This is a genomic window from Meiothermus sp. CFH 77666 (assembly GCF_017497985.1).
Lineage (GTDB): Bacteria > Deinococcota > Deinococci > Deinococcales > Thermaceae > Meiothermus.
This window is the reverse complement of record NZ_JAGDFV010000028.1, coordinates 1-20,824: the sequence shown is the minus strand read 5'-3', so window position 1 is coordinate 20,824 and position 20,824 is coordinate 1. Positions and strand designations below refer to the sequence as shown.

The 20,824-nt window shown below is 61.2% G+C and carries 23 protein-coding genes and 1 pseudogene; 15 read left to right on the top strand and 9 right to left on the bottom strand.

Annotated features, from left to right (window positions below):
• Window positions 1–40: 40 nt before the first annotated feature.
• On the bottom strand, window positions 41–1,054 hold the full coding sequence (dprA, locus tag J3L12_RS13320) for a DNA-processing protein DprA (protein WP_208015545.1): 1,014 nt from the start codon (window positions 1,052–1,054) through the stop codon (window positions 41–43).
• Between the two features lie 57 nt (window positions 1,055–1,111).
• Here dprA and era point away from each other — a divergent pair, with 57 nt between their 5' ends.
• Complete coding sequence (gene era, locus J3L12_RS13315; protein WP_208015544.1) at window positions 1,112–2,008, top strand: GTPase Era; 897 nt, start codon at window positions 1,112–1,114, stop codon at window positions 2,006–2,008.
• A 3-nt stretch (window positions 2,009–2,011) separates the two neighbouring features.
• Window positions 2,012–2,233, top strand: coding sequence for a DUF2905 domain-containing protein (locus J3L12_RS13310; RefSeq protein WP_208015543.1), 222 nt, complete (start codon window positions 2,012–2,014; stop codon window positions 2,231–2,233).
• Between the two features lie 356 nt (window positions 2,234–2,589).
• On the opposite strand, the gene J3L12_RS13305 is transcribed toward J3L12_RS13310, so the two are convergent.
• Complete coding sequence (locus J3L12_RS13305) at window positions 2,590–3,000, bottom strand: group III truncated hemoglobin (RefSeq protein WP_208015542.1); 411 nt, start codon at window positions 2,998–3,000, stop codon at window positions 2,590–2,592.
• Window positions 3,001–3,243: 243 nt separating this feature from the next.
• Here J3L12_RS13305 and J3L12_RS13300 point away from each other — a divergent pair, with 243 nt between their 5' ends.
• The 13 genes from J3L12_RS13300 (at window position 3,244) to J3L12_RS13240 (ending at window position 17,001) form a co-directional block, all read left to right on the top strand.
• Window positions 3,244–3,795, top strand: a complete 552-nt coding sequence (locus tag J3L12_RS13300) for a hypothetical protein (RefSeq protein ID WP_208015541.1) — start codon at window positions 3,244–3,246, stop codon at window positions 3,793–3,795.
• A 461-nt stretch (window positions 3,796–4,256) separates the two neighbouring features.
• The gene (locus tag J3L12_RS13295) at window positions 4,257–5,234 is read left to right on the top strand and encodes a deoxyhypusine synthase family protein (protein WP_208015540.1); all 978 of its coding nucleotides are present in this window, start codon (window positions 4,257–4,259) and stop codon (window positions 5,232–5,234) included.
• Between the two features lie 140 nt (window positions 5,235–5,374).
• The gene (locus J3L12_RS13290; protein WP_208015539.1) at window positions 5,375–6,190 is read left to right on the top strand and encodes an IclR family transcriptional regulator; all 816 of its coding nucleotides are present in this window, start codon (window positions 5,375–5,377) and stop codon (window positions 6,188–6,190) included.
• Between the two features lie 12 nt (window positions 6,191–6,202).
• Window positions 6,203–7,165, top strand: coding sequence for a TRAP transporter substrate-binding protein (locus tag J3L12_RS13285; protein WP_208015538.1), 963 nt, complete (start codon window positions 6,203–6,205; stop codon window positions 7,163–7,165).
• A 78-nt stretch (window positions 7,166–7,243) separates the two neighbouring features.
• Window positions 7,244–7,750 (top strand): TRAP transporter small permease, encoded by a 507-nt coding sequence (locus J3L12_RS13280; protein WP_208015537.1) that lies wholly within the window; start codon window positions 7,244–7,246, stop codon window positions 7,748–7,750.
• Window positions 7,751–7,753: 3 nt separating this feature from the next.
• Window positions 7,754–9,058, top strand: coding sequence for a TRAP transporter large permease subunit (locus J3L12_RS13275; protein WP_208015536.1), 1,305 nt, complete (start codon window positions 7,754–7,756; stop codon window positions 9,056–9,058).
• 94 nt (window positions 9,059–9,152) lie between these two features.
• Window positions 9,153–9,905 carry a 5-oxoprolinase subunit PxpA gene (locus J3L12_RS13270; protein ID WP_208015535.1) on the top strand — a complete coding sequence of 251 codons (753 nt, stop codon included), beginning with the start codon at window positions 9,153–9,155 and terminating at the stop codon, window positions 9,903–9,905.
• Window positions 9,906–9,950: 45 nt separating this feature from the next.
• Complete coding sequence (pxpB, locus tag J3L12_RS13265) at window positions 9,951–11,444, top strand: 5-oxoprolinase subunit PxpB (protein WP_208015534.1); 1,494 nt, start codon at window positions 9,951–9,953, stop codon at window positions 11,442–11,444.
• A gap of 278 nt (window positions 11,445–11,722) precedes the next feature.
• On the top strand, window positions 11,723–14,512 hold the full coding sequence (locus J3L12_RS13260) for a DUF2325 domain-containing protein (RefSeq protein ID WP_208015533.1): 2,790 nt from the start codon (window positions 11,723–11,725) through the stop codon (window positions 14,510–14,512).
• Between the two features lie 87 nt (window positions 14,513–14,599).
• Window positions 14,600–14,956 (top strand): carboxymuconolactone decarboxylase family protein, encoded by a 357-nt coding sequence (locus tag J3L12_RS13255; protein ID WP_208015532.1) that lies wholly within the window; start codon window positions 14,600–14,602, stop codon window positions 14,954–14,956.
• A complete protein-coding gene (locus J3L12_RS13250; RefSeq protein WP_243455242.1) occupies window positions 14,956–15,423 on the top strand; it encodes an NUDIX domain-containing protein in 468 nt (155 codons plus the stop codon). Before J3L12_RS13255 ends, J3L12_RS13250 begins: the two co-directional genes overlap by 1 nt.
• A 162-nt stretch (window positions 15,424–15,585) precedes the next feature.
• A complete protein-coding gene (locus J3L12_RS13245; RefSeq protein ID WP_119340863.1) occupies window positions 15,586–15,792 on the top strand; it encodes a cold-shock protein in 207 nt (68 codons plus the stop codon).
• A 132-nt stretch (window positions 15,793–15,924) separates the two neighbouring features.
• Window positions 15,925–17,001 (top strand): fatty acid desaturase, encoded by a 1,077-nt coding sequence (locus J3L12_RS13240; protein WP_208015530.1) that lies wholly within the window; start codon window positions 15,925–15,927, stop codon window positions 16,999–17,001.
• A gap of 296 nt (window positions 17,002–17,297) precedes the next feature.
• Here J3L12_RS13240 and J3L12_RS13235 read toward each other — a convergent pair whose 3' ends face one another.
• The 7 genes and pseudogenes from J3L12_RS13235 to tuf all read right to left on the bottom strand — a co-directional run.
• Window positions 17,298–18,200 (bottom strand): cation diffusion facilitator family transporter, encoded by a 903-nt coding sequence (locus tag J3L12_RS13235; RefSeq protein WP_208015529.1) that lies wholly within the window; start codon window positions 18,198–18,200, stop codon window positions 17,298–17,300.
• A gap of 178 nt (window positions 18,201–18,378) precedes the next feature.
• Entirely contained in the window at window positions 18,379–19,080 is a 702-nt protein-coding gene (rplA, locus tag J3L12_RS13230; protein ID WP_208015528.1) for a 50S ribosomal protein L1, read from the bottom strand.
• Window positions 19,073–19,507 carry a 50S ribosomal protein L11 gene (gene rplK, locus J3L12_RS13225; RefSeq protein WP_208015527.1) on the bottom strand — a complete coding sequence of 145 codons (435 nt, stop codon included), beginning with the start codon at window positions 19,505–19,507 and terminating at the stop codon, window positions 19,073–19,075. Before rplK ends, rplA begins: the two co-directional genes overlap by 8 nt.
• 151 nt (window positions 19,508–19,658) lie before the next feature.
• A complete protein-coding gene (gene nusG, locus J3L12_RS13220; RefSeq protein WP_208015526.1) occupies window positions 19,659–20,216 on the bottom strand; it encodes a transcription termination/antitermination protein NusG in 558 nt (185 codons plus the stop codon).
• Window positions 20,217–20,232: 16 nt separating this feature from the next.
• A complete protein-coding gene (secE, locus tag J3L12_RS13215) occupies window positions 20,233–20,448 on the bottom strand; it encodes a preprotein translocase subunit SecE (RefSeq protein WP_208015525.1) in 216 nt (71 codons plus the stop codon).
• A 10-nt stretch (window positions 20,449–20,458) separates the two neighbouring features.
• Window positions 20,459–20,623, bottom strand: a complete 165-nt coding sequence (gene rpmG / locus J3L12_RS13210; RefSeq protein WP_208015524.1) for a 50S ribosomal protein L33 — start codon at window positions 20,621–20,623, stop codon at window positions 20,459–20,461.
• Between the two features lie 74 nt (window positions 20,624–20,697).
• Window positions 20,698–20,824: pseudogene (gene tuf / locus J3L12_RS13205) on the bottom strand (elongation factor Tu); the annotation flags it as partial.

Below are 20,824 nucleotides of genomic sequence, written 5' to 3'. Positions count from 1 at the left end.
ATGCCGTTGGTTAGTCTTTTTGAATCCGGCATAAATCCCGTCAGATCGGGCTGTAGCGCCCTGCGTTGCTTTGCACCAGCCCCTTGATTTCAAGCATTGTCAGCACTGAAAGCGTCTCGGCAGGGGAGAGGCCGGTGGTTTGGGCAAGGTCATCGGGCAGGGCCTCGGAGAGCTCGAGCAAGGCCCGGTAGACCTGGGCTTCGGGGCCCTCGAGCTGAACCGATTGCTTTTGTGGAGCCCGCACCCCCAGCGCGTTCAGCACATCCTCGGTATGCATTACCAGCCCCGCCCCGTCCTGAATCAGCCGGTTGCAGCCCAGCGAGAAGGTATCGCCGGGGCGGCCCGGTACGGCCAGCACATCGCGGCCCAGTTCCGCCGCAAACCTGGCGGTAATCAGACTGCCGCTTTTCTCCCCGGCCTCCACTACCAGCACGGCTTTGGCCAGCGCAGCCACAATGCGATTGCGCCGGGGAAACAGACCTGGTTGTGGGGGGGTTCCCAGTGGAAACTCCGAGAGCACGTTCATCCTTTCGGCCAGGGCACGGTTCTGGGGGGGATAGAAGCGATCCATGCTGCTGCCCAGCACCCCAAGGGTGTAGCCGCCCCCCTCCAGAGCGCCCTTGTGCGAGGCGGCATCAATCCCCAGGGCCAGCCCCGAGATGATGCCCACCCCGGCCTCGGCCAGTTCGCGTGCTACCTTGTGCGTCCAGGCGGTGGCCCAGGGGCTGGCTTTGCGGGTGCCCACTACGGCAATGTTGCGCTCGGAAGGTGGTAGCTCCCCTTTCAGGTACAGCACCATAGGGGGGCTCTCGAGGTGACGCAGTACCTCGGGGTAGTCGGGCTCCCACAGCCCAATCAGCCGCAGGCCCAGCCGGGCTGCCTGCTCACGCTCCTGCTCGGCCCGGCCCTCCTGTAAGGTTTTGGCGTAACCAGAGGCAATTTCGCGGCCCAGCAGTTCGGCCACCGCCTCCACGCTCAGGTCGGTGGCAAGGGCTTGCTGCAGGCGGCTGGGGCCAATCTGGGGGGCGAGTGCAAGGGCCAGGGGGTCGGGCATAGCTCGCATCAGGATAGCGGATGGGGGAGAGCCTGGAGGTTCATCTATACTAAAGCGGTGACTGAAGGAACCACCTATTCCGGATTTGTGGCCCTGGTGGGCAAACCCAATGTGGGCAAGTCTACCCTGCTCAACTCCATGCTGGGCGTGAAGATCGCCCCCATCAGCCCCAAACCGCAGACCACCCGCAAACGGGTGCGCGGCATCCATACCGAGGGCAACCGACAGATTGTGTTTGTGGACACGCCGGGCTGGCACGAGGCCGCCGATGCCATGAGCGAGTACATGATCCGCCAGATTACCGATGCCCTGGCCGAGGTCAACGTGGTGCTCTGGCTGGTGGATCTGCGCCACCCCCCCACCCACGAGGACGAGCTGGTCGCCCGTGCCCTGCGCCCCTTGAAGGGACAGGTACCCATTGTTCTGGTGGGTAACAAGGCCGACGCCGCCAAGTATCCCGAGGCAGCCCTGCAAGCCTACGCCGAACTGCTGCCGGGCCTGGAAACCCGCATGATCTCGGCCCAGAACGAACGCGACGCCAAAGCCCTGCGCGATGAGGTGCTGGCTCTGCTACCCGAAGGCCCCTTCTTTTTCCCCGAAGACTACGCCAAGGGCGACCAGACCCCCGAGGAATGGGCTGCCGAGATTGTGCGCGAGGAAGCCATGAAGCGGCTCAAGGAGGAGATTCCCTACTCCATTGCCACCAAAACCGAGGAATTTGAGCTCCGGGACAACGGCATGTTCTATATTCAGGTCAACATCTACGTCGAGCGCGAGAACCACAAACCCATCCTGATCGGTTCAGGGGGGCGGATGCTCCGCGAAATTGGGGCGGCAGCCCGCAAGCAGTTGGAGGTTTTTCTGGCGCGCAAGGTCTACCTGGACCTGCAGGTCAAGGTGTACCCCAACTGGCGCAAAGACCCTGAAGCCCTGCGGGAACTGGGCTACCATTGAAGCATGGAGGTCGGGCGCTTTTTGCTGGGGCTGGGCATTGTGCTTGTGGCCCTGGGTCTGGTTTGGTTGTATGCGCCTGGGTTGCTGAGCTGGTTTGGTCGCCTGCCGGGAGATATTCGCATCGAGCGGGAGGGATTTCGCTTCTACCTTCCCCTTACCTCGATGGTGCTGGTTAGTGTGGGGCTGAGCCTGCTCTTCAACCTGCTGCTTCGCTGGTTTCGCTAAGTGCCTACCGCCTATGTTTTGGATAATGGCATGATCGAAAACCATCCGGGTATTGCGCCCGGAGCATGATTTTCTAGTTCAGCCTGGATTCATCTCTAAACCTTATACGGGCGCAACTTATACCGAATCTGCTCAGAAGTGACCCAAAAGCGATATACAAGTCCCTCGGACGCGCCCCCTGGCGCGGCAAGTGAGGGGCGCGTTTAGCGCCGCTCACGCGCAGAGTTGGTATTAGAACCAGATTGGGGTTTTCCGCGAATGACGAGCCTTCCGGGGGCAGCGAAAGACCTTAACCACGCCCTTTTCCCGATGGCCGAATGTTTTGTTGTGAGCGGCAAAATCTCCTAGGAACCCGCTCAGCCTGCTGGTTTGGGCGGGCTGTCCTGAACCCCCAGCGGGATGGCATTCTGCTGGGAGATGCGGCTGTACATGGTGTTGGCAATGGAGTAGGCGAACTGCTTCATGGTCTGGGCGTTGGGGCCTGCGTAGTGCTCGTCTATGGTCTGGGTGAAGAGCTCGAGCCAGCGCTGGAAGTGCTCGAGTTTGAGCGGTTTGCGGGCATTCAGCAGTAGATGCTTGTACATCATACCGCCCTTGTAGGCGCCAGTATGCCACAGGATGTTCTCCCAGAAGTCGTGGATGACGGGCAGGTGGTTCATCAAGTCCAGGCCCTCGAATAAGTAGCCAATCTGCTCGTCCTGAAGGGCCTTGGCATAGAAGCTGTCCACCACCACTGCGAGGTCGGCTCTGGAGGCTATGTCGTTCACGTAGCAAACCTTATGCCAAAGAACCGCCCGGCTGTAGTGAGCAAAGCCCCGATTCGATTAACCCCAAGGAAAGTTAATGCAGGTTGATCCCGTTCTGGTGGGTTGCTTGGCCATGAGATTTGGGTGCCGGACGCTCATCTTCTTGATTTTTTCATGCGGCTGCCACCGGACTGCCATCAAGCCCACCCATCCTTGTTTCGGGAGAGCATCCTGGCCAGGACTCCCCGCACAGGAGGAAATGCCATGAAAAACGGTCTAGCGGTACTCTTGGTTTTGGCTTTGCTGGGTTGGGGCGGCGCGCTGGCGCAAACCGACCCAGAGCCCCCCGCGCCCAGCGCGGTCATGACCGAACTGGCCGCACATATCGAGGGGATTGGCAAGCTTCTCGAGGGCGATGCCAGGCTCAGCAAAGAGCAGGCCGAACAACTGCTGCTCTACCTGCGGGCCATTCGCAATTCGGCAGCCCTTACGCCCGTGATGGCCGAGTGGTATGCCCAGCAGATTCTGGCTCAACTGACCCCCGAGCAACGTGCTGCCATACAAGCTGCCGAAGCTACCCCCGAGTCTGCCAACCAGACTAGCCAGAACAGCAACACCTCGAGCGATAACACCCAGACCGGAAACACCTCGAGCGATAGCAGCCAGAACCAGACCAATACTGACTCCAGTGCTCAGTCCCAGCAAACCGTCACTAAAGCACTTGACCCGGATGCGCCCAACCCCTTTGCTCTGGAGCCCTTCGCATCCAAACTAGACGAAATGATCACCAGGCTGGCTCAGCTTAGCCAGGGGTAGGGGTCATTTGAGGTCGCTGAGCACCACGACTACCAGTGAGCCGTCAAAGGTAGCGAAGCAATCTGGAAAATAGTCTTAGGGCCATCGAAGTACTCCTGCTGATTGCTTGCAACGATGCTGGATATATGCGCTTGTTATTGAGAGCTTGTCTCAGGTTTTTGCTGAGGAGCCACTGGCTCCTCATTTTTATCTAGACCCAGGCCTCGACCTGCTGGGGCACTGGCGGCGGGTTTGGGTAGAAATGTACCCGTTTTCCAAATCCCCTCCTACGAGCGCTTCTAGTGGTTGCTCTTAACCAAGGCCTGCCGAGGTCTTGAAATCGCGGTGGACTCGAGTACACTTGCAGGCGGTGCAGGGCAGGCTGTAGGGCCTGCAGGTTTCCGGCGTTCGGCAAGTACGCTGCACCCGAGGCCGAAGGGGGGAGCCACTTTCGCCCACCCCGCGAGTTGGGAGGTATCCAAGTGGCAAACGGAGCAGTTTCAAAGTTCCTCAAACACCATTTCCGTCACTTCAACGCCGCTACCCTGGTAGACGCTGCTGAGGCCTACCGTGCCCACCTCGACAAAGGCGGGGTGATGATGGTCACGCTGGCCGGGGCCATGAGCACCGCCGAGCTGGGCCTTTCGCTTGCCGAGATGATCCGCCAGGGCAAGGTGCACGCCATAAGCTGCACCGGGGCCAACCTGGAGGAAGACCTGTTTAACCTGGTGGCCCACCACCACTACGAGCGCATCCCTAACTGGCGCGAACTGACCGCCCAGGACGAGCAACGCCTGCTGGAAAAGCACATGAACCGCGTGACCGATACCTGCATTCCCGAGATGGAGGCCATGCGGCGTCTGGAAAATGCGCTTTTGGAAGAGTGGGAGGCGGCAGACCGGGCAGGGGAGCGCTACTTTCCGCACGAGTTTTTGTACCGCATTATTCGCTCGGGGAAGCTCGAGCGCTACTACCAGATTGACCCCAGGGATAGCTGGATGGTGGCCGCTGCCGAGAAGAACCTGCCCATTTATGTACCGGGCTGGGAAGACTCCACCACCGGCAACATGTACGCCGGGCACTGCCTGAATGGGGAAATCAAGAACGTGCACACGGTGCGAACCGGCATCGAGTACATGATGGAACTGGCCAACTGGTACGTGGAAACCAGCGCAAAGCACTCGATTGGTTTCTTTCAGATTGGCGGGGGCATTGCGGGCGACTTCCCCATCTGTGTGGTGCCCATGCTGCACCAGGACATGCAGCGCCCCGACATTCCGGTGTGGGGTTACTTCTGCCAGATCTCCGACTCCACCACCAGCTATGGCTCGTACTCGGGGGCCGTACCCAACGAGAAAATTACCTGGGGCAAGCTGGCGGTGGATACGCCCAAGTTCATCATCGAGTCGGATGCCTCGATTGTGGCGCCGTTGATGTTTGCTATGGTGCTGGGCTGGTGAGCCTCTTGCTGATTTCCTCAGATGCTTTAGGTCTTCAGCCATAGGCTGAATAGGTCGCGTGAGCGCCCCCTTGACAGCGAGGGGGCCGGGCTTTACTGTTTTGTCCAATAGGTTCATTCAATAAACAGGTGGTTCATTCAATGAAACCCCTCGAAGCCATCCCCACCCTCGAGCGTCCCCTGTACCTGCTGGGGTTTTTCAGCGAGGAGCGGCCCTACTGGGGCCTCTCGGAGCTGGCCCGGGCGAGCGGCTGGCCCAAGGCTACCTGCCTGCGCAGCCTGCGGGCGCTCGAGCAACATGGCCTGCTGGTGCGCGACCACGACCGCTACCGCCTGGGTACGCGATTGTTGCACCTGGGCACCCTGGTCAAAGCCGCCTACCCGGCCCGCCAGGTGGCTCTGCCGCTGATGCAGGCCCTGCGCGACGCCACGAGCCAGTCGGTGCAGTGGGTGGTGCGGGATGGGCTGGAGGGGGTGTACCTGGAGGTGGTGGAGGCTCGCTCGAGGGTGCGCCTCTATATTGCCCCTGGGCGGCGAGCGCCCCTGTATGCAGGGGCTTCCACCCGGCTTCTGCTGGCCTTTGCGCCGCCAACCGTGCGGGAAGGCGTATTCCAGGGGGAGCGTAAGCGCTATACCCCGGCCACGCCGGTAGGTCTGGGGCCTTTGCAAGCACTGCTGTTCGAAACCCGCAAAACTGGGTTTGCCGCGAGTTTTGGGGAGCTCGAGCCCCACTCCGCCGAGCTGGCCGCCCCTGTCCGGGGCCCGGAGGGCGAGGTGGTAGCGGCGCTCAGTCTGGCCGGGGCAGAAGCCCACTACCGCGACCCCAAAACGCTCTCGGGTTACCTGCATGCCTTGAGCCAATCGGCACGAGAAATATCCCAGAAGCTGGGGTTTGTGGGGCCCTGGCAGGCCGACCTCGAGGGCTTTTTGCGCTCACTTCTGGCTTTCGAGCCGTAAAGGAGGATAGGTATGCACAAACTCGTTGGACTCTTGGCAAGCTTGACCCTGGGTGCTGCCCTGGCCCAGACCCAGTGGATTATGGCCACCCCCTACCCGGATGGCAACTTCCACACCATCAACATCCGCGAGTTCGCCCGCGAAGTGGAAACCGCTACCCAGGGCCGGGTGGTGATCCGGGTAAACAGCGGAGGCTCGCTTCTGCCGCACCCGCAGATTTTGCCTGGGGTGCGCAATGGCCAGATTCAGATGGGCGAGGTGCTGATCTCGCTCCTGGCCAACGAGAACCCGGTCTTTGCCCTGGACTCGATTCCCTTCCTGGTGAGCAGCTACGACGATGCCCAGCGGCTTTACCGGGCCTCCCGCGCCGAGATTGAGAACTGGCTCAGCCGCCGGGGCATGACCCTGTTGTTCTCGGTGCCCTGGCCGGGGCAGGGGCTTTACACCAAACAGCCGGTCAATAGCATCGCTGACCTGCGGGGGGTGCGCTTCCGGGCCTTCAACCCCGCCACAGCGCGTATCGCTGAACTGACCGGTATGGTGCCCACCCAGGTTGAAGCCGCCGACATTCCCCAGGCCTTCGCTACCGGCATTGTAGCGGCCATGATGACCTCCCCCTCTACAGGTGTGGACAGCCAGGCCTGGGACTTCACCCGCTACTTCTACGACCTCAAGGCCTGGATTCCCAAAAACATGGTCTTTGTGAGCCGCCGGGCTCTGGACAGCCTGAGCCCTGCCGACCGTGAGGCGGTGCTGGCGGCGGCCCGCCGGGCCGAGCAACGCGGCTGGCAGGCCAGCCAGCAGGAGGCTTCCAGCAAGACCGCCATCCTGACCCAGCGGGGTATGCAGGTGTTGCAGCCCAGCCCGCAACTGGTGGCCGATCTGAAAAAGGTCGGACAGACCATGACCGATGAGTGGCTCCGGCGGGCGGGGGCTACCGGGGTCAACATCTACCGTGCTTACCTGGGCAGATGAAGTATGTGGCATGTGGCATGTGGCTTGTAGAGGTATCGAGGGCTACCGACTACCTGACGCTGGCCTTGGGAAGGTCTTATGCGAAGATTCCTGGATAGCCTGTACCACTTCTCGAGCCTGGTAGCAGGGCTTCTGGTAGTGTTCATCTTTGTGATTATTCTAGCCCAGATCCTGGGGCGGCAGTTGGGGCTGGCCATTCCCTCGGCCAACGAGCTTTCGGGGTTTGCCATGGCCGGGGCGGTGTTCTTTGCCCTGGCCCCTACCCTGCGGGCAGGCGCCCACATCCGGGTGGGGGTGCTGATCCGGCGGCTTCAGGGGAGGGTGCGACGGGGCCTCGAGCTTCTAGTAGGCGGGTTTTCCCTGCTGGCCTCGGGCTACGCTGCTGTTCAACTCTGGCGGCTGGTGCTGGACTCTTACCGCTATGGCGACCTGGCCCCAGGGTTGTTGCCGCTGCCCATCTGGATACCCCAGAGCCTTCTGGCGGTGGGGCTGACCATCTTTACCATTGCCCTGGCCGATACCCTGGGGGCTTTGTTCCGGGGTGAACTCCCAGGCTACCTCGCCGAGGGCGGGGGACAGGAGTAACTTGTGGAACTGACCCAGGTGGCGCTTTTGCTGGTGCTGCTGCTCCTCTTGTTCCTGGGCAGCGGGGTCTGGATTGCCCTGGCTTTGCTGGGGGTGGGCTGGGTGGGTTTGCAGTTCTTCACCAACACCCCGCCAGGGGCCAGTGTGGCCAGCAGCCTGTGGACATCGGTCTCGAGCTGGTCGCTGGCGGCCTTGCCCATGTTTATCTGGATGGGCGAGATTCTCTACCGCACGCGCCTGGCTGCCGACCTCTTCGAGGGGCTTTCTCCCTGGCTGCGCAGCATTCCGGGCCGCCTGCTCCACATCAACGTGCTGGCCTCGGGCATCTTTGCTGCGGTTATCGGCTCTTCGGCGGCCACCACTGCCACCGTGGGCAAAATTGCTCTGCCCGAGCTCTTGCGACGGGGCTACCCCGAGCGAATGGTGCTGGGCTCGCTGGCTGGCTCGGGTACGCTGGGCCTGCTGATTCCGCCCTCGGTGATGATGATTGTCTACGGGGTGGCCGCCGAGGTCTCGGTGGCCCGGCTCTTCATAGCGGGGTTGCTGCCAGGGCTTTTGGTAATGCTCTTGTTCATGGGTTGGGTAATGCTGGCGGGGCTTCTCAACGCACCAAAGATGCCCCCACCCGACCCGCCCATGCCGCTGGGGCAGCGCCTGCGCGGGCTCTTGAAGATCCTGCCGGTGCTGCTTTTGATGATAGCAGTCATTGGCTCCATTTACGCGGGCGTGGCCACCCCTACCGAGGCGGCCAGCCTGGGGGTTCTGGGAGCCCTGATCATTGCCTTTTGGAGCCGTAGCCTGAGCTGGCAGGGCTTGCTCGAGAGCCTGATGGGGGCGGTGCGCACCAGCAGCATGATCGGCTTCATTCTGGCCGGGGCGGCGGTGCTCTCCATTGCCATGGGCTTTACCGGCATCCCGGCGGCCCTGGCCGCCTGGGTGGGCGAACTGGGGCTTTCCAAGTATGCCCTCCTGGCGGTGCTAATGGCCCTGTTTCTGGTGCTGGGGGCCTTTCTGGACGGCATCTCTATCATCGTGCTTACCACCTCGGTGATTTTGCCCCTGGCCAAGGCTGTGGGCATAGACCTGCTGTGGTTCGGCATTTTTCTGGTGATTGCAGTGGAGCTGGCTCAGATTACCCCGCCGGTGGGCTTCAACCTGTTTGTACTGCAAGGCCTTTCGGGGCGAGACATCTTTACCATTGCCCGCTCGGCCCTGCCCTTTTTGTTCATGCTGCTGCTGGCGGCAGCCCTTATCACGGTGTTTCCGGAGATTGTGACCTGGTTGCCCCGGACCATGACGGGCGGCTGAGGATAGCTGAAGGCCGGTGTGGGACAAGTAGCCAGTCGTCCATAGGCTATAGACCATAGACTATTGACCATTGACTATTTACAAGTGAGGTTCCATGCAGATAGATCTGAACGCCGATGCAGGCGAATCGTTTGGCCACTGGAAGCTGGGGCGGGACGAAGAACTGTTCCCCCTGATTAGCTCGGTGAACGTGGCCTGTGGGTTTCATGCGGGCGACCCCATGACCATCCGGCACACCCTGAAGCTTGCCCAGCAGACCGGGGTGGCCGTGGGGGCGCACCCTGGTTTTCCCGACCTGGTGGGCTTTGGGCGGCGGGAGCTGGCCGCCACCCCTGACGAGGTATACGCCGATGTGCTCTACCAGGTGGGGGCCCTGAGTGCTTTCTTGAAGGTGGCCTGGATAGCCCTGCACCACATCAAGGCCCACGGGGCCCTCTACAACCGGGCTACCAAAGACCCCGAGACCGCTCGGGCCATCGCCCAGGCCGTGAAAGATTATGACCCCCAGCTACCCCTGGTGGTGTTGCCCCATACGCCGCTCGAGGCCGAGGCTCAGAAGCTCGGGCTCCGCACCATTGCAGAGGCTTTTCCCGAGCGGGGGTACAGCCGCGATGGGCGGCTGGCACCCCGAGGCACGGCGGGGGCCTGGATTCATAGCCCAGCCGAGGCGGCACGGCGGGCGGTGCAGATGGTGGTGCGGGGCGAGGTGGAAGCGGTGGACGGGGGGGTGGTGCCGGTACGCACCCAGACCCTGTGCATCCACGGGGATAACCCCAGCGCGGTGGAGATCGCCAGGGCTATTCGGGAGGCCCTGCGGGCCGAGGGCATCACCATCCAGACCTACTGAACCGTTATTCACCCGGCTATCCACAACCTGCCTGCGGCGCCTCTCATGACCCTGACCGGTTTTTATCTACCCTTCTCCGAACAGCTCGACCTCGAGGCAAACGCCAGACTGCGGGGCCTGGTCCAGGCCTTGCTGGCCGACCTGCTGCCAGGGGTGACCGACCTGGTGCCCGGCTACGTGAACCTGTACCTCGAGTACGATGCCGAGCGGGTCTCCAGGGCACAGGTAGAGCGCTGGGTGCAGCAACACCTGAAAGAGTCGCCAGGCCCCCAGCCTGGCAGACAGGTCGAGATTCCCGTGCGCTACGATGGGCCCGACCTGCCCTGGGTAGCGCAGGAGACCGGCCTCTCGGTAGAAGAGGTGGTGCGCCTGCACAGCACCCCGGTTTACCGGGTGTTTGCCACCGGCTTCACGCCGGGGTTCCCCTTTCTGGGGCCGCTAGCAGAGCCGCTTTGCTTGCCCCGTCGCCGCAGCCCACGGGCCCTGGTGCCGGCCCATGCGGTGGCCATTGCCGGCAACCAGACCGGGATTTATCCGCTACCCTCGCCAGGGGGCTGGCATCTGATTGGCACTGCGCTGACTCAGGTTTACAACCCCCAGCGGGAACGTGTGTTTCTGCTGGAAGCGGGCGACCAGGTGCGGTTCGTGCCTGCCCAGGGCTCGACCCCCGAAGTACCCCCCGTGCGGCCCCTGCTGCCCGGCGAACCGCTGCACCCGGTTTTGCGGGTGGAGGAGCCGGGCCTGCTTGACCTGGTGATGGATGGCGGGCGGCAGATGGCGGGGCGCTTTGGGTTGGCGGCCTCGGGGGCCCTGGATGCACGTTCGGCGGGGCTTGCCAACCGGCTGGTGGGGAACCCGGCACAGGCGCCATTGCTCGAGTTCACCCTGCGCGGCCCGGTGCTGAGCGTACTCTCGCCGGTGGTGGTGGCCTTTGCGGGCTACGGGATGCTGCCGCTGATCAACGACGAGCCGGTGATGGGGGCCCAGAGCTTTGCCTTGCGAAAGGGGGATTGGCTCTGCTTCCGGCCCACCGGGGAAGGGGCCCGCGGCTACCTGGCGCTGGCCGGTGGTATCGAGAGCGAGCGTTTCTGGGGCAGTGCCAGTACCGACCTCAAGGGACGGGTGGGGCGGGCCTTGCAGCCGGGGGATGTGCTGGGCGTGGCGGTACCCAGGGGGGCTCGAGCGGGGTTTGCGCTGAGCCAGCCCGCCCTTATGCCTAGGCGGGTTCGCCTGCTGCCGGGGCCGCAGTACACCCCAGAGGCCCTGCAAGCCCTGTGTGCGGCCCCTTACGAGCTGGTATCGGGCGACCGGATGGGCCTTCGCCTGGCGGGGCCGGAGGTGCCTGGCGGCGAGCTGATTAGCGAGGCCACGCCGCTCGGTGCGGTGCAGATTACCACCCAGGGGCAGCCCATTGTGCTGCTCAATGACCGGGGCCGGATTGGCGGCTACGCCAAACCAGCGCGGGTGCACCCTGCCGACCTGCCCTGGCTGGCCCAACTGCGCCCAGGGCAGAAGGTGTGGTTTGCGCGGGCAAAATAGGGGGTGGGCTTCTGGGATTCCTTGCCCATTGATACCAACTTCACCTGGATTTTGAGAGGCCTTCCTGAGACCCCTCATCCGGCTACACCCCGGTAATGTCAGTGGTGTGCTCTTAGCCGTTCGCAAATGGTGTTTGCGGAGTGTCGCCACCCTCTCCCGCCGAGGGGAGAAGGCAAGGGGTTCGGATGGATTGGGTATGAGAAGCCCAGGCTATTTACAGCTTGACTCCGGCTTGCCAAAATACCCTCCAACCGTATCCCCGGTTTGCGAGGTGCAGGATGGAGACCCGCGTAAAGCAATACTTCCGCAGCCAGTTTCACCGCGACTTCCCCCTTTCGCCGGGCCGCTTCGAGAGCGAGCTGGCCAGGCGCATCGGGAGTCCTTCCCGACGAAAACCCATCCTGAATGCCTGGAGAGCCTACCAGGAAGCCACCGGGGGCGACCTGGAGGCGGTGCGAAGTTTTTATGCTACGGTGCTGAGCCACCCTAAGGAGCGGCTCGAGGGTCTGGTGTATGCCATGCATCTGCCTTTTACAGAGTTTTACGTGCGAACCATTCCCTCCCTGCTCCCTTCGGAGGGCCGGGTGCTGGAGGTTGGGGCGTTTACCGGGGCCCTGGTGCATCTGTTGCAGGAAGCCCGCCCGGAACTGAACTGGCATGCCCTGGAAGGGGTGTCGGAGGCAGTTATCTTGGGTCGGGCTCGTACCGGTGAGGCCGTAGAGTGGCACGAGGGGTGGTTTCCTGCCCAGCTAGACCTGCCCCCAATGGATGCTGTGCTGTTGCTATCCAGCCTGCCCGAAGGATACCTGGGCGACCTACCCTCGAGCCTGGAGGAGGCTGCTTTTCTGGAGCACTTTGACCTGCCCCGACGGCTACGCGGCCTGGAGGGCCTGCTCAAGCCGGGGGGGCTGCTGCTTTATGGACATGGCCCTTATTTGGGGAAAAACCACGGCGCCGTGCAGCGTATCCTGCAGAGGCTGGGCTTTGCCCAGGTTGAACTTGTAGGCGAGGGCGATTATTCACTGGTCAGTGCCGTGATGCCGGAGGTTTTACAAGAGGCCTGGCCTGATCCCCCGCAGGTTTCTGCCCCCAATCCGAGCCCGGTAGCCCTCGAGCGTAGCTCAAAGATACCTTCGGAGGCGGAGATCAAGGCGCTGCTCGAGGCCGAGGCTTATGCCGAGGTGCTCGCCCGGCTGCCTCAGGGGGTGCAGGGGGCCCTAGCCTACCTGCGCGGACGGGCTTTGTGGGCATTGTCGCGCTATGCCGAGGCCGACGAGGCGTTGGCGCTGGCTGCCCTTCCAGAGGCCGAAGACCTACGGGTGTTGTGCTGGGTCGAGCAGGGCGATTTCAAGCGGGCTCTGTCCCGGCTGGAGGCACTGGCCAGCCGGGGGCAACGCTACCGACTAGCGCTCGGAAAAACCTATCTGGGGCTGGGACGGCTATCGGAAGCGCTCCGACAGCTAAGCGAGTGTGAACAGCCCGAGGCCCGCGTGTACCTGCAAAACGCTCTCGAGCGCCTCGAGGAACGCATTCTTAGGCTCACTCGAGATGGCGAGTGGAGCGAAGTGAGCCGGCTGGTGGAGTTTGTCGAGGACTTATCGCCCGGCCTCCTCTCGCGCTCTTTGCTGCGGCTTGGTTTGCAGGCAGCGTTGCAGCAGGGCTTGTGGGGTCGGGCAGCCCGTTATGCTCAGCAGTTATACGTTTTGGGTGAGTCTCAAGGGGCCCTGGGATTGGCCCTGGCGGGTTTAAAGGTGCGGGTACCAGAGGCGTTGCATAATGTGCCCCTGCATGATCTCAAAGAGGTAGAACCCTACCTGACCGATGCCGTAGCCCGGGCTGAGGACGCCACCGCTCTGCTGGCCCTGGGTATGCTCCGCCACCGCGAGGGCCGGCACCAGGAGGCGGTGCGCTATCTCGAGCGGGCTGCGCCGGGCCTCAAAGGAGAGGTGGCTGGCACGGCATACAACCTTCTGGCTGCTTCTAAGCGTGCGCTGGGTGCTCCTCTACTGGAAGTATTGGGTGAGCACAAACGAGCCCATGCAAAAAGGGCTTATGCGGCCCCTGAGCTGTACAGGCTGGCCCAGGAGGCCCTCGCTGCTGAGGAGCCCGCACTGGCCCGGGAGTTTTTGGGAGGGGTGCGTGAGGCGGGTCTGCAGCACTTTGCAGACGTGGAGCCTGTACTCAGACTGGTAGAGAAACTGGAGGGGCCCTGGGAGGCTTTTCGCATGCTGGCGCAACAGCTCGAGCGGACTACCGAACCTCCTTTAGAGCACCTCGAGCTGGCCTACCGATTATCCCGTAACTTTTCTCAAAGCGCTGAGGCCGAGACCGTGCGAGGGCGTTACCTGGCTGCGCTGTACGCAGCCGGGCAAACCCTGGGGGCGGAAGGTCTGTTGCTATCGGAGAGGGAGCGGAACCCCGAGGCCCTCGAGGTGCTCTACGACCTGGCCGAGCACTACGAACGCACCGGGGCCTACGAGAGCGCTGCAAAGGTGTGGCGCAAAGCCCTCGAGGTCGCCTACTACTCGGAAAAAGACCTGCAACTCTCACGCGAAATACTCCGCAACCTGATTTTTCTGAATCCCAAAGACCCCGACCTGGAGCTCTACCTCGACGAACTCAAAGCGACCTCCAGGAAGCTCTCAGCGCTCGAGGGTTCGCTGGACACTTTGGCGGACGCAACCTTGGAGGGCCTGATTCGCGAGGGATTGCCGCGCTTTCACAACGAGTACCTGATTGTGGTGGGGGGCCACACCCAGCTCAGAAGCCGCATGGTGCCTCTGCTGGAGGCTCAAGGCCTGAAGCTGGACTGGTTTGACTCCGACAGCTATGCCGTTGGGCGGGAGTTCATGCGCCGGGTACAGAGCCGCTTGCAGCGAGCCCACGGCCTTCTGATCATCAGTAGCTACGTGGGGCACGACCTTTCCGAGCCAGTCCGACTGGAAGCCCAACGCCTGGGGGTGCCGGTCTACATCACGCCGGGCCGGGCTCGCGGCATCAACGGGATTTTGCGGGCCTTGACTGAGTTTGCCCCCCAGGTTTTTAAACAGGCGCTCAAACGGAGTTGAGAAGAGGCGAGTGTTTGCGCGGGGTATACAGGGTGCAAGAAACGAGTCAATCGAATAGCGGGAGCCTTTGACGGTATGCTATGCGCCATGAGCGTTCGCAAAGCCATATGGGGCGATAACCTGGAAGCTATCGAGCAAACCCTTATCGAGGTTGACCCCGATCTCTACGCTTACATCCGCGATTTCGCTTATGAAGAGGTGCTGGCCCGCCCCGGCCTGGACCTCAAGACCCGTGAACTGCTGGCCATTACCAGCCTGATTGCCCTGGGGGCTCCCAAGGAAATCGCCACCCACCTGGAAGGGGCCCTGCGCAACGGCGCCACCGAGCGGGAAGTGCGCGAGACCATCATTCAGTCGGCACTGTTTGTAGGCTTTCCCAATGCCCTGGGGGCCATGAAAACCTTTCATGCCTTGTTGCGCAAGCGCCACGCTGCGGGGGAGTGATGCTGGTTAACGTGCTGGTGCTGCCGCTGGATCGGCCCCAGCACCGTATCTTGCTGGGTTTCAAAAAGGCTGGTTTTGGGGCAGGCAAGTACGGGGGTTTTGGTGGAAAGCTCGAGGCCAACGAGACCCTGGCCATGGCTGCTGTGCGCGAGCTACAGGAAGAGTCGGGCTTGCTGGCCAAACCGCACAACCTCTGGTATGCAGCCCAACTGGAGTTTTTGTTTCCTGCTTGCCCAGATTGGAACCGCATTGTACACGTATTTCGCCTCGAGTTCTGGGAGGGGGAGCCCCAGGAATCCAGCGAAATCCGGCCCCAATGGTTCGGCCTGGACGAACTCCCGCTGCAGCAGATGTGGGCCGATGCCCCCTACTGGCTGCCTCAGGTTTTACAGGGCAGCAAACCACAGATGCGTTTCACTTACCGTCAGGATAGTCAAACCATTGAGCGAGTCGAGGAATACTTTTGAGCTGCGCGAATCCTGGAAGTGCCATATGAGGCCATATGCGGAAGCCGGTGCGTAAAGACGTGTGCGGACGTTCAGCGAGCATTGACTTTTCCGACGGGGGTATGCTAACCTTCGGTGTCCCCCTAAAACCAGCAGGTTTCAGTAGGACATCAGGAGTAGTAAATGAACAAAGGTACTGTTAAGTGGTTCAACGCGGAAAAAGGTTACGGTTTCATTGCCCAGGAAGGTGGCCCTGATGTGTTTGTGCACTTCACTGCCATCCAGGGTCAGGGCTTCAAGAGCCTCAACGAGGGGGATCGCGTAGAGTTCGAGATCGAACCCGGCAAGAATGGCAAGGGCCCCCAGGCCAAAAATGTGAAAGTGGCGTAACTGTTCCGCAAGCCAAGGCCTCCCAACAACTGGGGGGCTTTTTTTATACGGCGTTCAAACAGCGTATTGAAAACCCGGGGATTGTTTTGTCGTATACTGCCCCCATTCAAACCCTAATCAGCAGGAGTATCTATGACTGAAGAGCAGCATCTACGCGAGTACACCAAAGCCTTAAAAGACCGACTGCCACGTCACTTTTTTGAGCCTGTTCCGGCTCGGCTGGCCTATCTGCCGGTATTTCTGGCCCTATTCGGCTTGTGCGTGTGGGGCATTGTGGCAACCCCTAACGTTTTGCTCAAACTGCTGTTGTCGTTGGGCGTGGGATACTCGTTCATTGGCCTGGGGTTTCTGGCGCATGAGATTTTGCATGGCGCTGTGACCAAGAATCCCATTGTGCGCTCAATTACCGGAACCATCGCTTTTTTACCGCTGATGGTGGGGGCCAGGCTTTGGCGCAAGTGGCACAATGTTGAGCATCACGGCCACACCCAACACCCCGAAGACGACCCCGATGCCATGGGGGCCCTCGAGGCGGCCATCCAGAAGCCTTTCGTGAAATGGATGTTCCGTCAGGTGCCTGCGCTTCGCAGCTTTTTCCTGTTTTTCTCCTTTACGTTCTGGTTTACCTTTCATGCCCACATGATGCTCCGGCGCTTTTTGCCCGACTTCAAGCCTGCCGAGCGCCCCATCGTAGTATTTCAAGCGGTTTTACCTGTGCTGGTCTGGCTTGTGGTGCTCTTTATGGTGGGGCCCCTGAATTTCTTGTTTGTGTTTGTTATTCCCTGGCTCCTTGCCAACTTCATCGCCATGAGCTTCATCGCCACCAACCACCTGCTCAACCCCATTACCGAGACCAACGACCCGCTGCTAAACAGCCTGACCGTGCGCAACCCGCGGTGGCTCGAGTGGCTCACCCTAGGCTTTGGCTACCATATTGAACACCATGTATTTCCCGCACTTTCCCCTAAATATGCCCATTTGGTGGCGCAAAAAATCAAGGAACTCTGGCCCGAGCGCTACAACGAGCTGCCCCACTGGAAAGCCCTGTTTTACCTCTGGAAAACCCCCCGCCTCTACCGCGACCACCGCAACCTGATTGAGCCCACCACCGGCCATGTGTTTGGAACCCTAGGCTTTGGGCTGAATGACAGCAAGATCAAGCAACCCAAATACTCGCGTGGGTTGGGCAAAAAAGGACTTGGAGAGTAGTCGCTCGGCCAGTGCGTCGTTCGGAAAGCCATCATGGGAACTGCTCGAAGAGCATGCCCCGGCACTGCCGTGTTCCCCGAAACGCCGGCGGCCTCCCCAGCAAAATACCGCAGTCGAGCCGTCCTGGTGACCTCGAGGCAAGCTGAAGGGGAAGCCATCCGGATCGCCCCGCCCGCCTGTGGAGCTGGTGACCACCTGGATTGCTTTGTCGGCCTGCGGCCCCCATGCATTAAACAGGCCTTTTGCAGTCACGAGAGGGACACCAGCGGGGCGGGTGTAGAAAGAGAAGCACTTTCCTAACCGATTCTGAAGGTTGAATGCTTGGCTTTGTGGTCAGGCTCGACGTGGATAGTGGTATGAACCCCGTCTATCTGCGCTTTCAGGGCATTCTCGAGGCGGTCGCAAATTTGATGGGCCTGCTCCACCGAGGTGCTTCCCGGCACCACCAAATGAAACTCTACAAAGGTGCGAGGCCCTGCCCGGCGGGTTCGAAGGTCGTGAACCTCGAGAACCCTGCCTTCGGAAACCAGACCAACCAGGGCATAGTTGAGAGCGTCGCGTATATCGGCTAGCTCTTGCTCGGGGATGGACTCGTCCATCAGACCACCCACAGAATCCCGCACCAGGCGCCAGCCCACCCACAAGATATTGACGGCTACCGCAATCGCCAGCAACGGGTCGAGCACCCACCAGCCGCTCAGCCAGGCCAGCCCAATCCCCACCAGTACTCCCACCGAAGTCAATACATCGGTCAGAATGTGCTGCCCATCGGCCACCACGGCGGGCGAACGCGCTTTGCGCCCACTTCGGATCAAGAACCAGCCCAAGAGGGCATTGAGCCCTGAAGCCCCCAGCGAAACCAGCATCCCCGTGCCCAGCTCGGCAACGGGTTCCGGCGCGGTCAGTTTGGGCCAGGCTTCGCGCACAATCGCCAGGGCTGCCAGCACAATCAAGACCCCTTCCAGCACTGCCGAAAAGTATTCGGCCTTGGTATGGCCGTAGGGATGATTGCTGTCGGCGGGCCGACGCGAAACCAGCACCGCAATCAGGGCGGCTCCTGCTGCCACAATGTTGACTATAGACTCGAGCGCATCGGAATAAAGTGCTACCGAACCGGTGAGTGCATAGGCCAGCCACTTCAGGCCAAACACCACCCCCGCTACCACGAGGCTCAAAGTGAGAGCACGGATGGGGGTCATCAGGCTCTACCGGAATGTGCTTGGCGGGGGTTGGTTCGACTTGTATGCTTCATGGTTTCAAATAGGCTCGCTTGTAACATGATAGCAATCTGCTCTTAACTGTAAATCGCAAGAGTGAGGCTGAAAGCCCTACAGGAAAAAAGCTCCCCTTGCAGGGAGCCTTTGTACCTAATGGTGCTTAAGACTGCTGAGACGCAGAGGGGCTTATCTTGATGCTGGGCCCCATGGTGGTGGAGAGATAGACCGAGCGCAGGTAGGTGCCCTTGGCGCCATCGGGTTTGGCGCTTTCCACTGCCTTGATAAAGGCTCGCACGTTCTCGGCGATTTTTTCCGGGGCGAAGCTGGCTTTGCCCACCGGGCCGTGTACTACGCCGGTTTTGTCGTTGCGGAACTCGATCCGACCTGCCTTAATCTCCCGCACCATCTCGCCGATGTTGAAGCCCACCGTGCCCGCTTTGGGGTTGGGCAGCATGCCCTTGGGACCCAGGATCCGGCCCAGCTTAGAGCCCACGGCTCCCATCACGTCGGGGGTAGCCACCACCGCATCGAAGTCAGAACGTCCGTCCAGGATTTCCTGGATGATTTCTTCGCCCGCTGCGATGTCGGCCCCCGCGTCGCGGGCTTCGGCAATCTTGTCACCCTTGGCAATGGCCAGCACCCGCACACTGCGGCCCGTCCCGTGGGGCAGGGCCACCGTAGAGCGCACGTTCTGGTCAGACTTCTTGGCGTCAATGCCCAGCTTGACGTGCACCTCGACGGTCTCGTCGAACTTGGCGCTCCTGATCTGGGGAATCAGGGCGGCGGCCTCCTCTACCGAGTACACCTTGTTCAGGTCTACCTTTTCCAACAGGGCGCGATACCGCTTTCCGTGCTTAGGCATGGGGCACCCCCGTTACTTCCACACCCATGGCGCGGGCCGAACCTGCAATCTGGCGGGCCGCAGCTTCCACATCGTTGGCGTTCATATCGGCCATCTTCTGCTTGGCGATCTGAAGGCACTGCTCCCAGGTAAGTTTGCCCACCTTTTCACGCCCGGTCTTTCCGGAACCCTTTTCGATGCCGGCGGCCTTGCGAATCAGGTAAGAGGCCGGAGGGGTTTTGGTGATGAAGGTGAAGGAGCGGTCGGAGTAGATGGTGATTTCAACAGGCACAATAGCGTCGCCCATGTTGGCGCTGGCCGCGTTGAACTGTTTCACGAACTCCATGATGTTGGCCCCGTGTTGACCCAGGGCCGGGCCTACCGGGGGCGCTGGCGTCGCCTTGCCCGCCGGAAGCTGCAGTTTGACCATAGCAGCAACTTTTTTCATTGATATTTCCTCCTTTTTCGCTAATCGGCTCCCACGAACTTCGTGGTGTTATCGCCTTGGCGCTCTTGCGCTTGCTCATAGCTGATAGCAAATAGCCAGAGGCTACGGGGTTTCGCTATCAGCAATCAGCCATTGGCTATTGGCGCTCGCGCTATGCGCGAACTACCTGCGAAAACTCCAGTTCCACCGGGGTTTCACGCCCGAAGATGGATACCAGCACCTTGACCTTTTGGCGCTCGAGGTTGACCTCGCCCACCACGCCGGTAAAGTCGGCGAAGGGGCCGGAGGCCACCCGCACCACGTCGCCTTCCTTGAAGGTGACCTGGGGTTTGGGGGCTTCTTTCTTGCCAGCCAGGCCAGCAATTTCCAGGAGGTGCTGAACCTCGTCGGGGGTCAGGGGCACGGGGTGGGTCGCCGTGCCTACGAAGCCGGTTACACCAGGGGTATTGCGCACCACTTCCCAGGCTTCGTTGACCTCGCCAGGGGTGTCGCCCAGATCCACCAACACATAGATGTAGCCGGGGTAGAGCTTGCGGCGCATCACCTCCTTTTTGCCCCCCTCGCGGTGTTCCACGACCTCCTCGGTGGGGATCAAGACCTGGAAGATCTTATCCTGCATACCGAGGGCCTTCACCCGTTGCTCGAGGTTTTGTTTGACCTTATCCTCGTAGCCAACATAGGTGTGGACGGCGTACCATTCAATGCTCATAGCTCACACCAAAACCTCAGGGCAGGCGCACCGTGATGAAGCGGAAAATGGTGTCAATCAGCCCCAGAACCACCATGGCCACCACCGCAAAGACCAGGATGACCTGCGTAGATTCGATGATCTCCTGCCGGGTTGACCAGGTGACACGGGAAAGCTCGGCGCGGGCCTCGCGGAAGTAGTTGATAATCCGAGCACCGAGGGGACGCTTGGGGGCGGCGTTTTCTTGGGCCATACAATCCGCCTTAGACCTTTACTTCCTTGTGGGGCAGGTGCTTGTTGCACCAGGGGCAAAACTTCTTAAGCTCGAGCTTGGCCGTGGTATTGCGGCGGTTTTTCTCCGTCGCATAGTTGCGGCGCTTGCACTCGGTGCACTCCAGGAGCAACTTGATTCGAACTTCGCTTGCCATGTCATTCCTCTTTCAGCCTTCGGCCCAGCCAGACTTAAAGCCTGGCCGGGCCAGCAAGCCTATAGTGTAGCACGTTACTCGAGAATCTTCGCCACCACACCCGCACCCACGGTGCGACCGCCCTCGCGGATGGCGAAGCGCAGACCTTCCTCCATGGCAATGGGCTTGATCAGCTCCACCGTGAAGGTGACGTTGTCCCCC

What these genes read in the sequence shown, in the direction of transcription:
- J3L12_RS13270 (WP_208015535.1), top strand. Translation starts at nt 9,153, where the DNA reads ATGCAGATAGATCTGAACGCCGATGCAGGCGAATCGTTTGGCCACTGG.
- J3L12_RS13255 (WP_208015532.1), top strand. Translation starts at nt 14,600, where the DNA reads ATGAGCGTTCGCAAAGCCATATGGGGCGATAACCTGGAAGCTATCGAG.
- J3L12_RS13260 (WP_208015533.1), top strand. Translation starts at nt 11,723, where the DNA reads ATGGAGACCCGCGTAAAGCAATACTTCCGCAGCCAGTTTCACCGCGAC.
- nusG (WP_208015526.1), bottom strand. Translation starts at nt 20,216, where the DNA reads ATGAGCATTGAATGGTACGCCGTCCACACCTATGTTGGCTACGAGGAT.
- pxpB (WP_208015534.1), top strand. Translation starts at nt 9,951, where the DNA reads ATGACCCTGACCGGTTTTTATCTACCCTTCTCCGAACAGCTCGACCTC.
- J3L12_RS13250 (WP_243455242.1), top strand. Translation starts at nt 14,956, where the DNA reads ATGCTGGTTAACGTGCTGGTGCTGCCGCTGGATCGGCCCCAGCACCGT.
- secE (WP_208015525.1), bottom strand. Translation starts at nt 20,448, where the DNA reads ATGGCCCAAGAAAACGCCGCCCCCAAGCGTCCCCTCGGTGCTCGGATT.
- J3L12_RS13285 (WP_208015538.1), top strand. Translation starts at nt 6,203, where the DNA reads ATGCACAAACTCGTTGGACTCTTGGCAAGCTTGACCCTGGGTGCTGCC.
- J3L12_RS13280 (WP_208015537.1), top strand. Translation starts at nt 7,244, where the DNA reads ATGCGAAGATTCCTGGATAGCCTGTACCACTTCTCGAGCCTGGTAGCA.
- dprA (WP_208015545.1), bottom strand. Translation starts at nt 1,054, where the DNA reads ATGCCCGACCCCCTGGCCCTTGCACTCGCCCCCCAGATTGGCCCCAGC.
- rplA (WP_208015528.1), bottom strand. Translation starts at nt 19,080, where the DNA reads ATGCCTAAGCACGGAAAGCGGTATCGCGCCCTGTTGGAAAAGGTAGAC.
- J3L12_RS13310 (WP_208015543.1), top strand. Translation starts at nt 2,012, where the DNA reads ATGGAGGTCGGGCGCTTTTTGCTGGGGCTGGGCATTGTGCTTGTGGCC.
- rpmG (WP_208015524.1), bottom strand. Translation starts at nt 20,623, where the DNA reads ATGGCAAGCGAAGTTCGAATCAAGTTGCTCCTGGAGTGCACCGAGTGC.
- J3L12_RS13240 (WP_208015530.1), top strand. Translation starts at nt 15,925, where the DNA reads ATGACTGAAGAGCAGCATCTACGCGAGTACACCAAAGCCTTAAAAGAC.
- rplK (WP_208015527.1), bottom strand. Translation starts at nt 19,507, where the DNA reads ATGAAAAAAGTTGCTGCTATGGTCAAACTGCAGCTTCCGGCGGGCAAG.
- J3L12_RS13245 (WP_119340863.1), top strand. Translation starts at nt 15,586, where the DNA reads ATGAACAAAGGTACTGTTAAGTGGTTCAACGCGGAAAAAGGTTACGGT.
- J3L12_RS13235 (WP_208015529.1), bottom strand. Translation starts at nt 18,200, where the DNA reads ATGACCCCCATCCGTGCTCTCACTTTGAGCCTCGTGGTAGCGGGGGTG.
- J3L12_RS13300 (WP_208015541.1), top strand. Translation starts at nt 3,244, where the DNA reads ATGAAAAACGGTCTAGCGGTACTCTTGGTTTTGGCTTTGCTGGGTTGG.
- J3L12_RS13290 (WP_208015539.1), top strand. Translation starts at nt 5,375, where the DNA reads ATGAAACCCCTCGAAGCCATCCCCACCCTCGAGCGTCCCCTGTACCTG.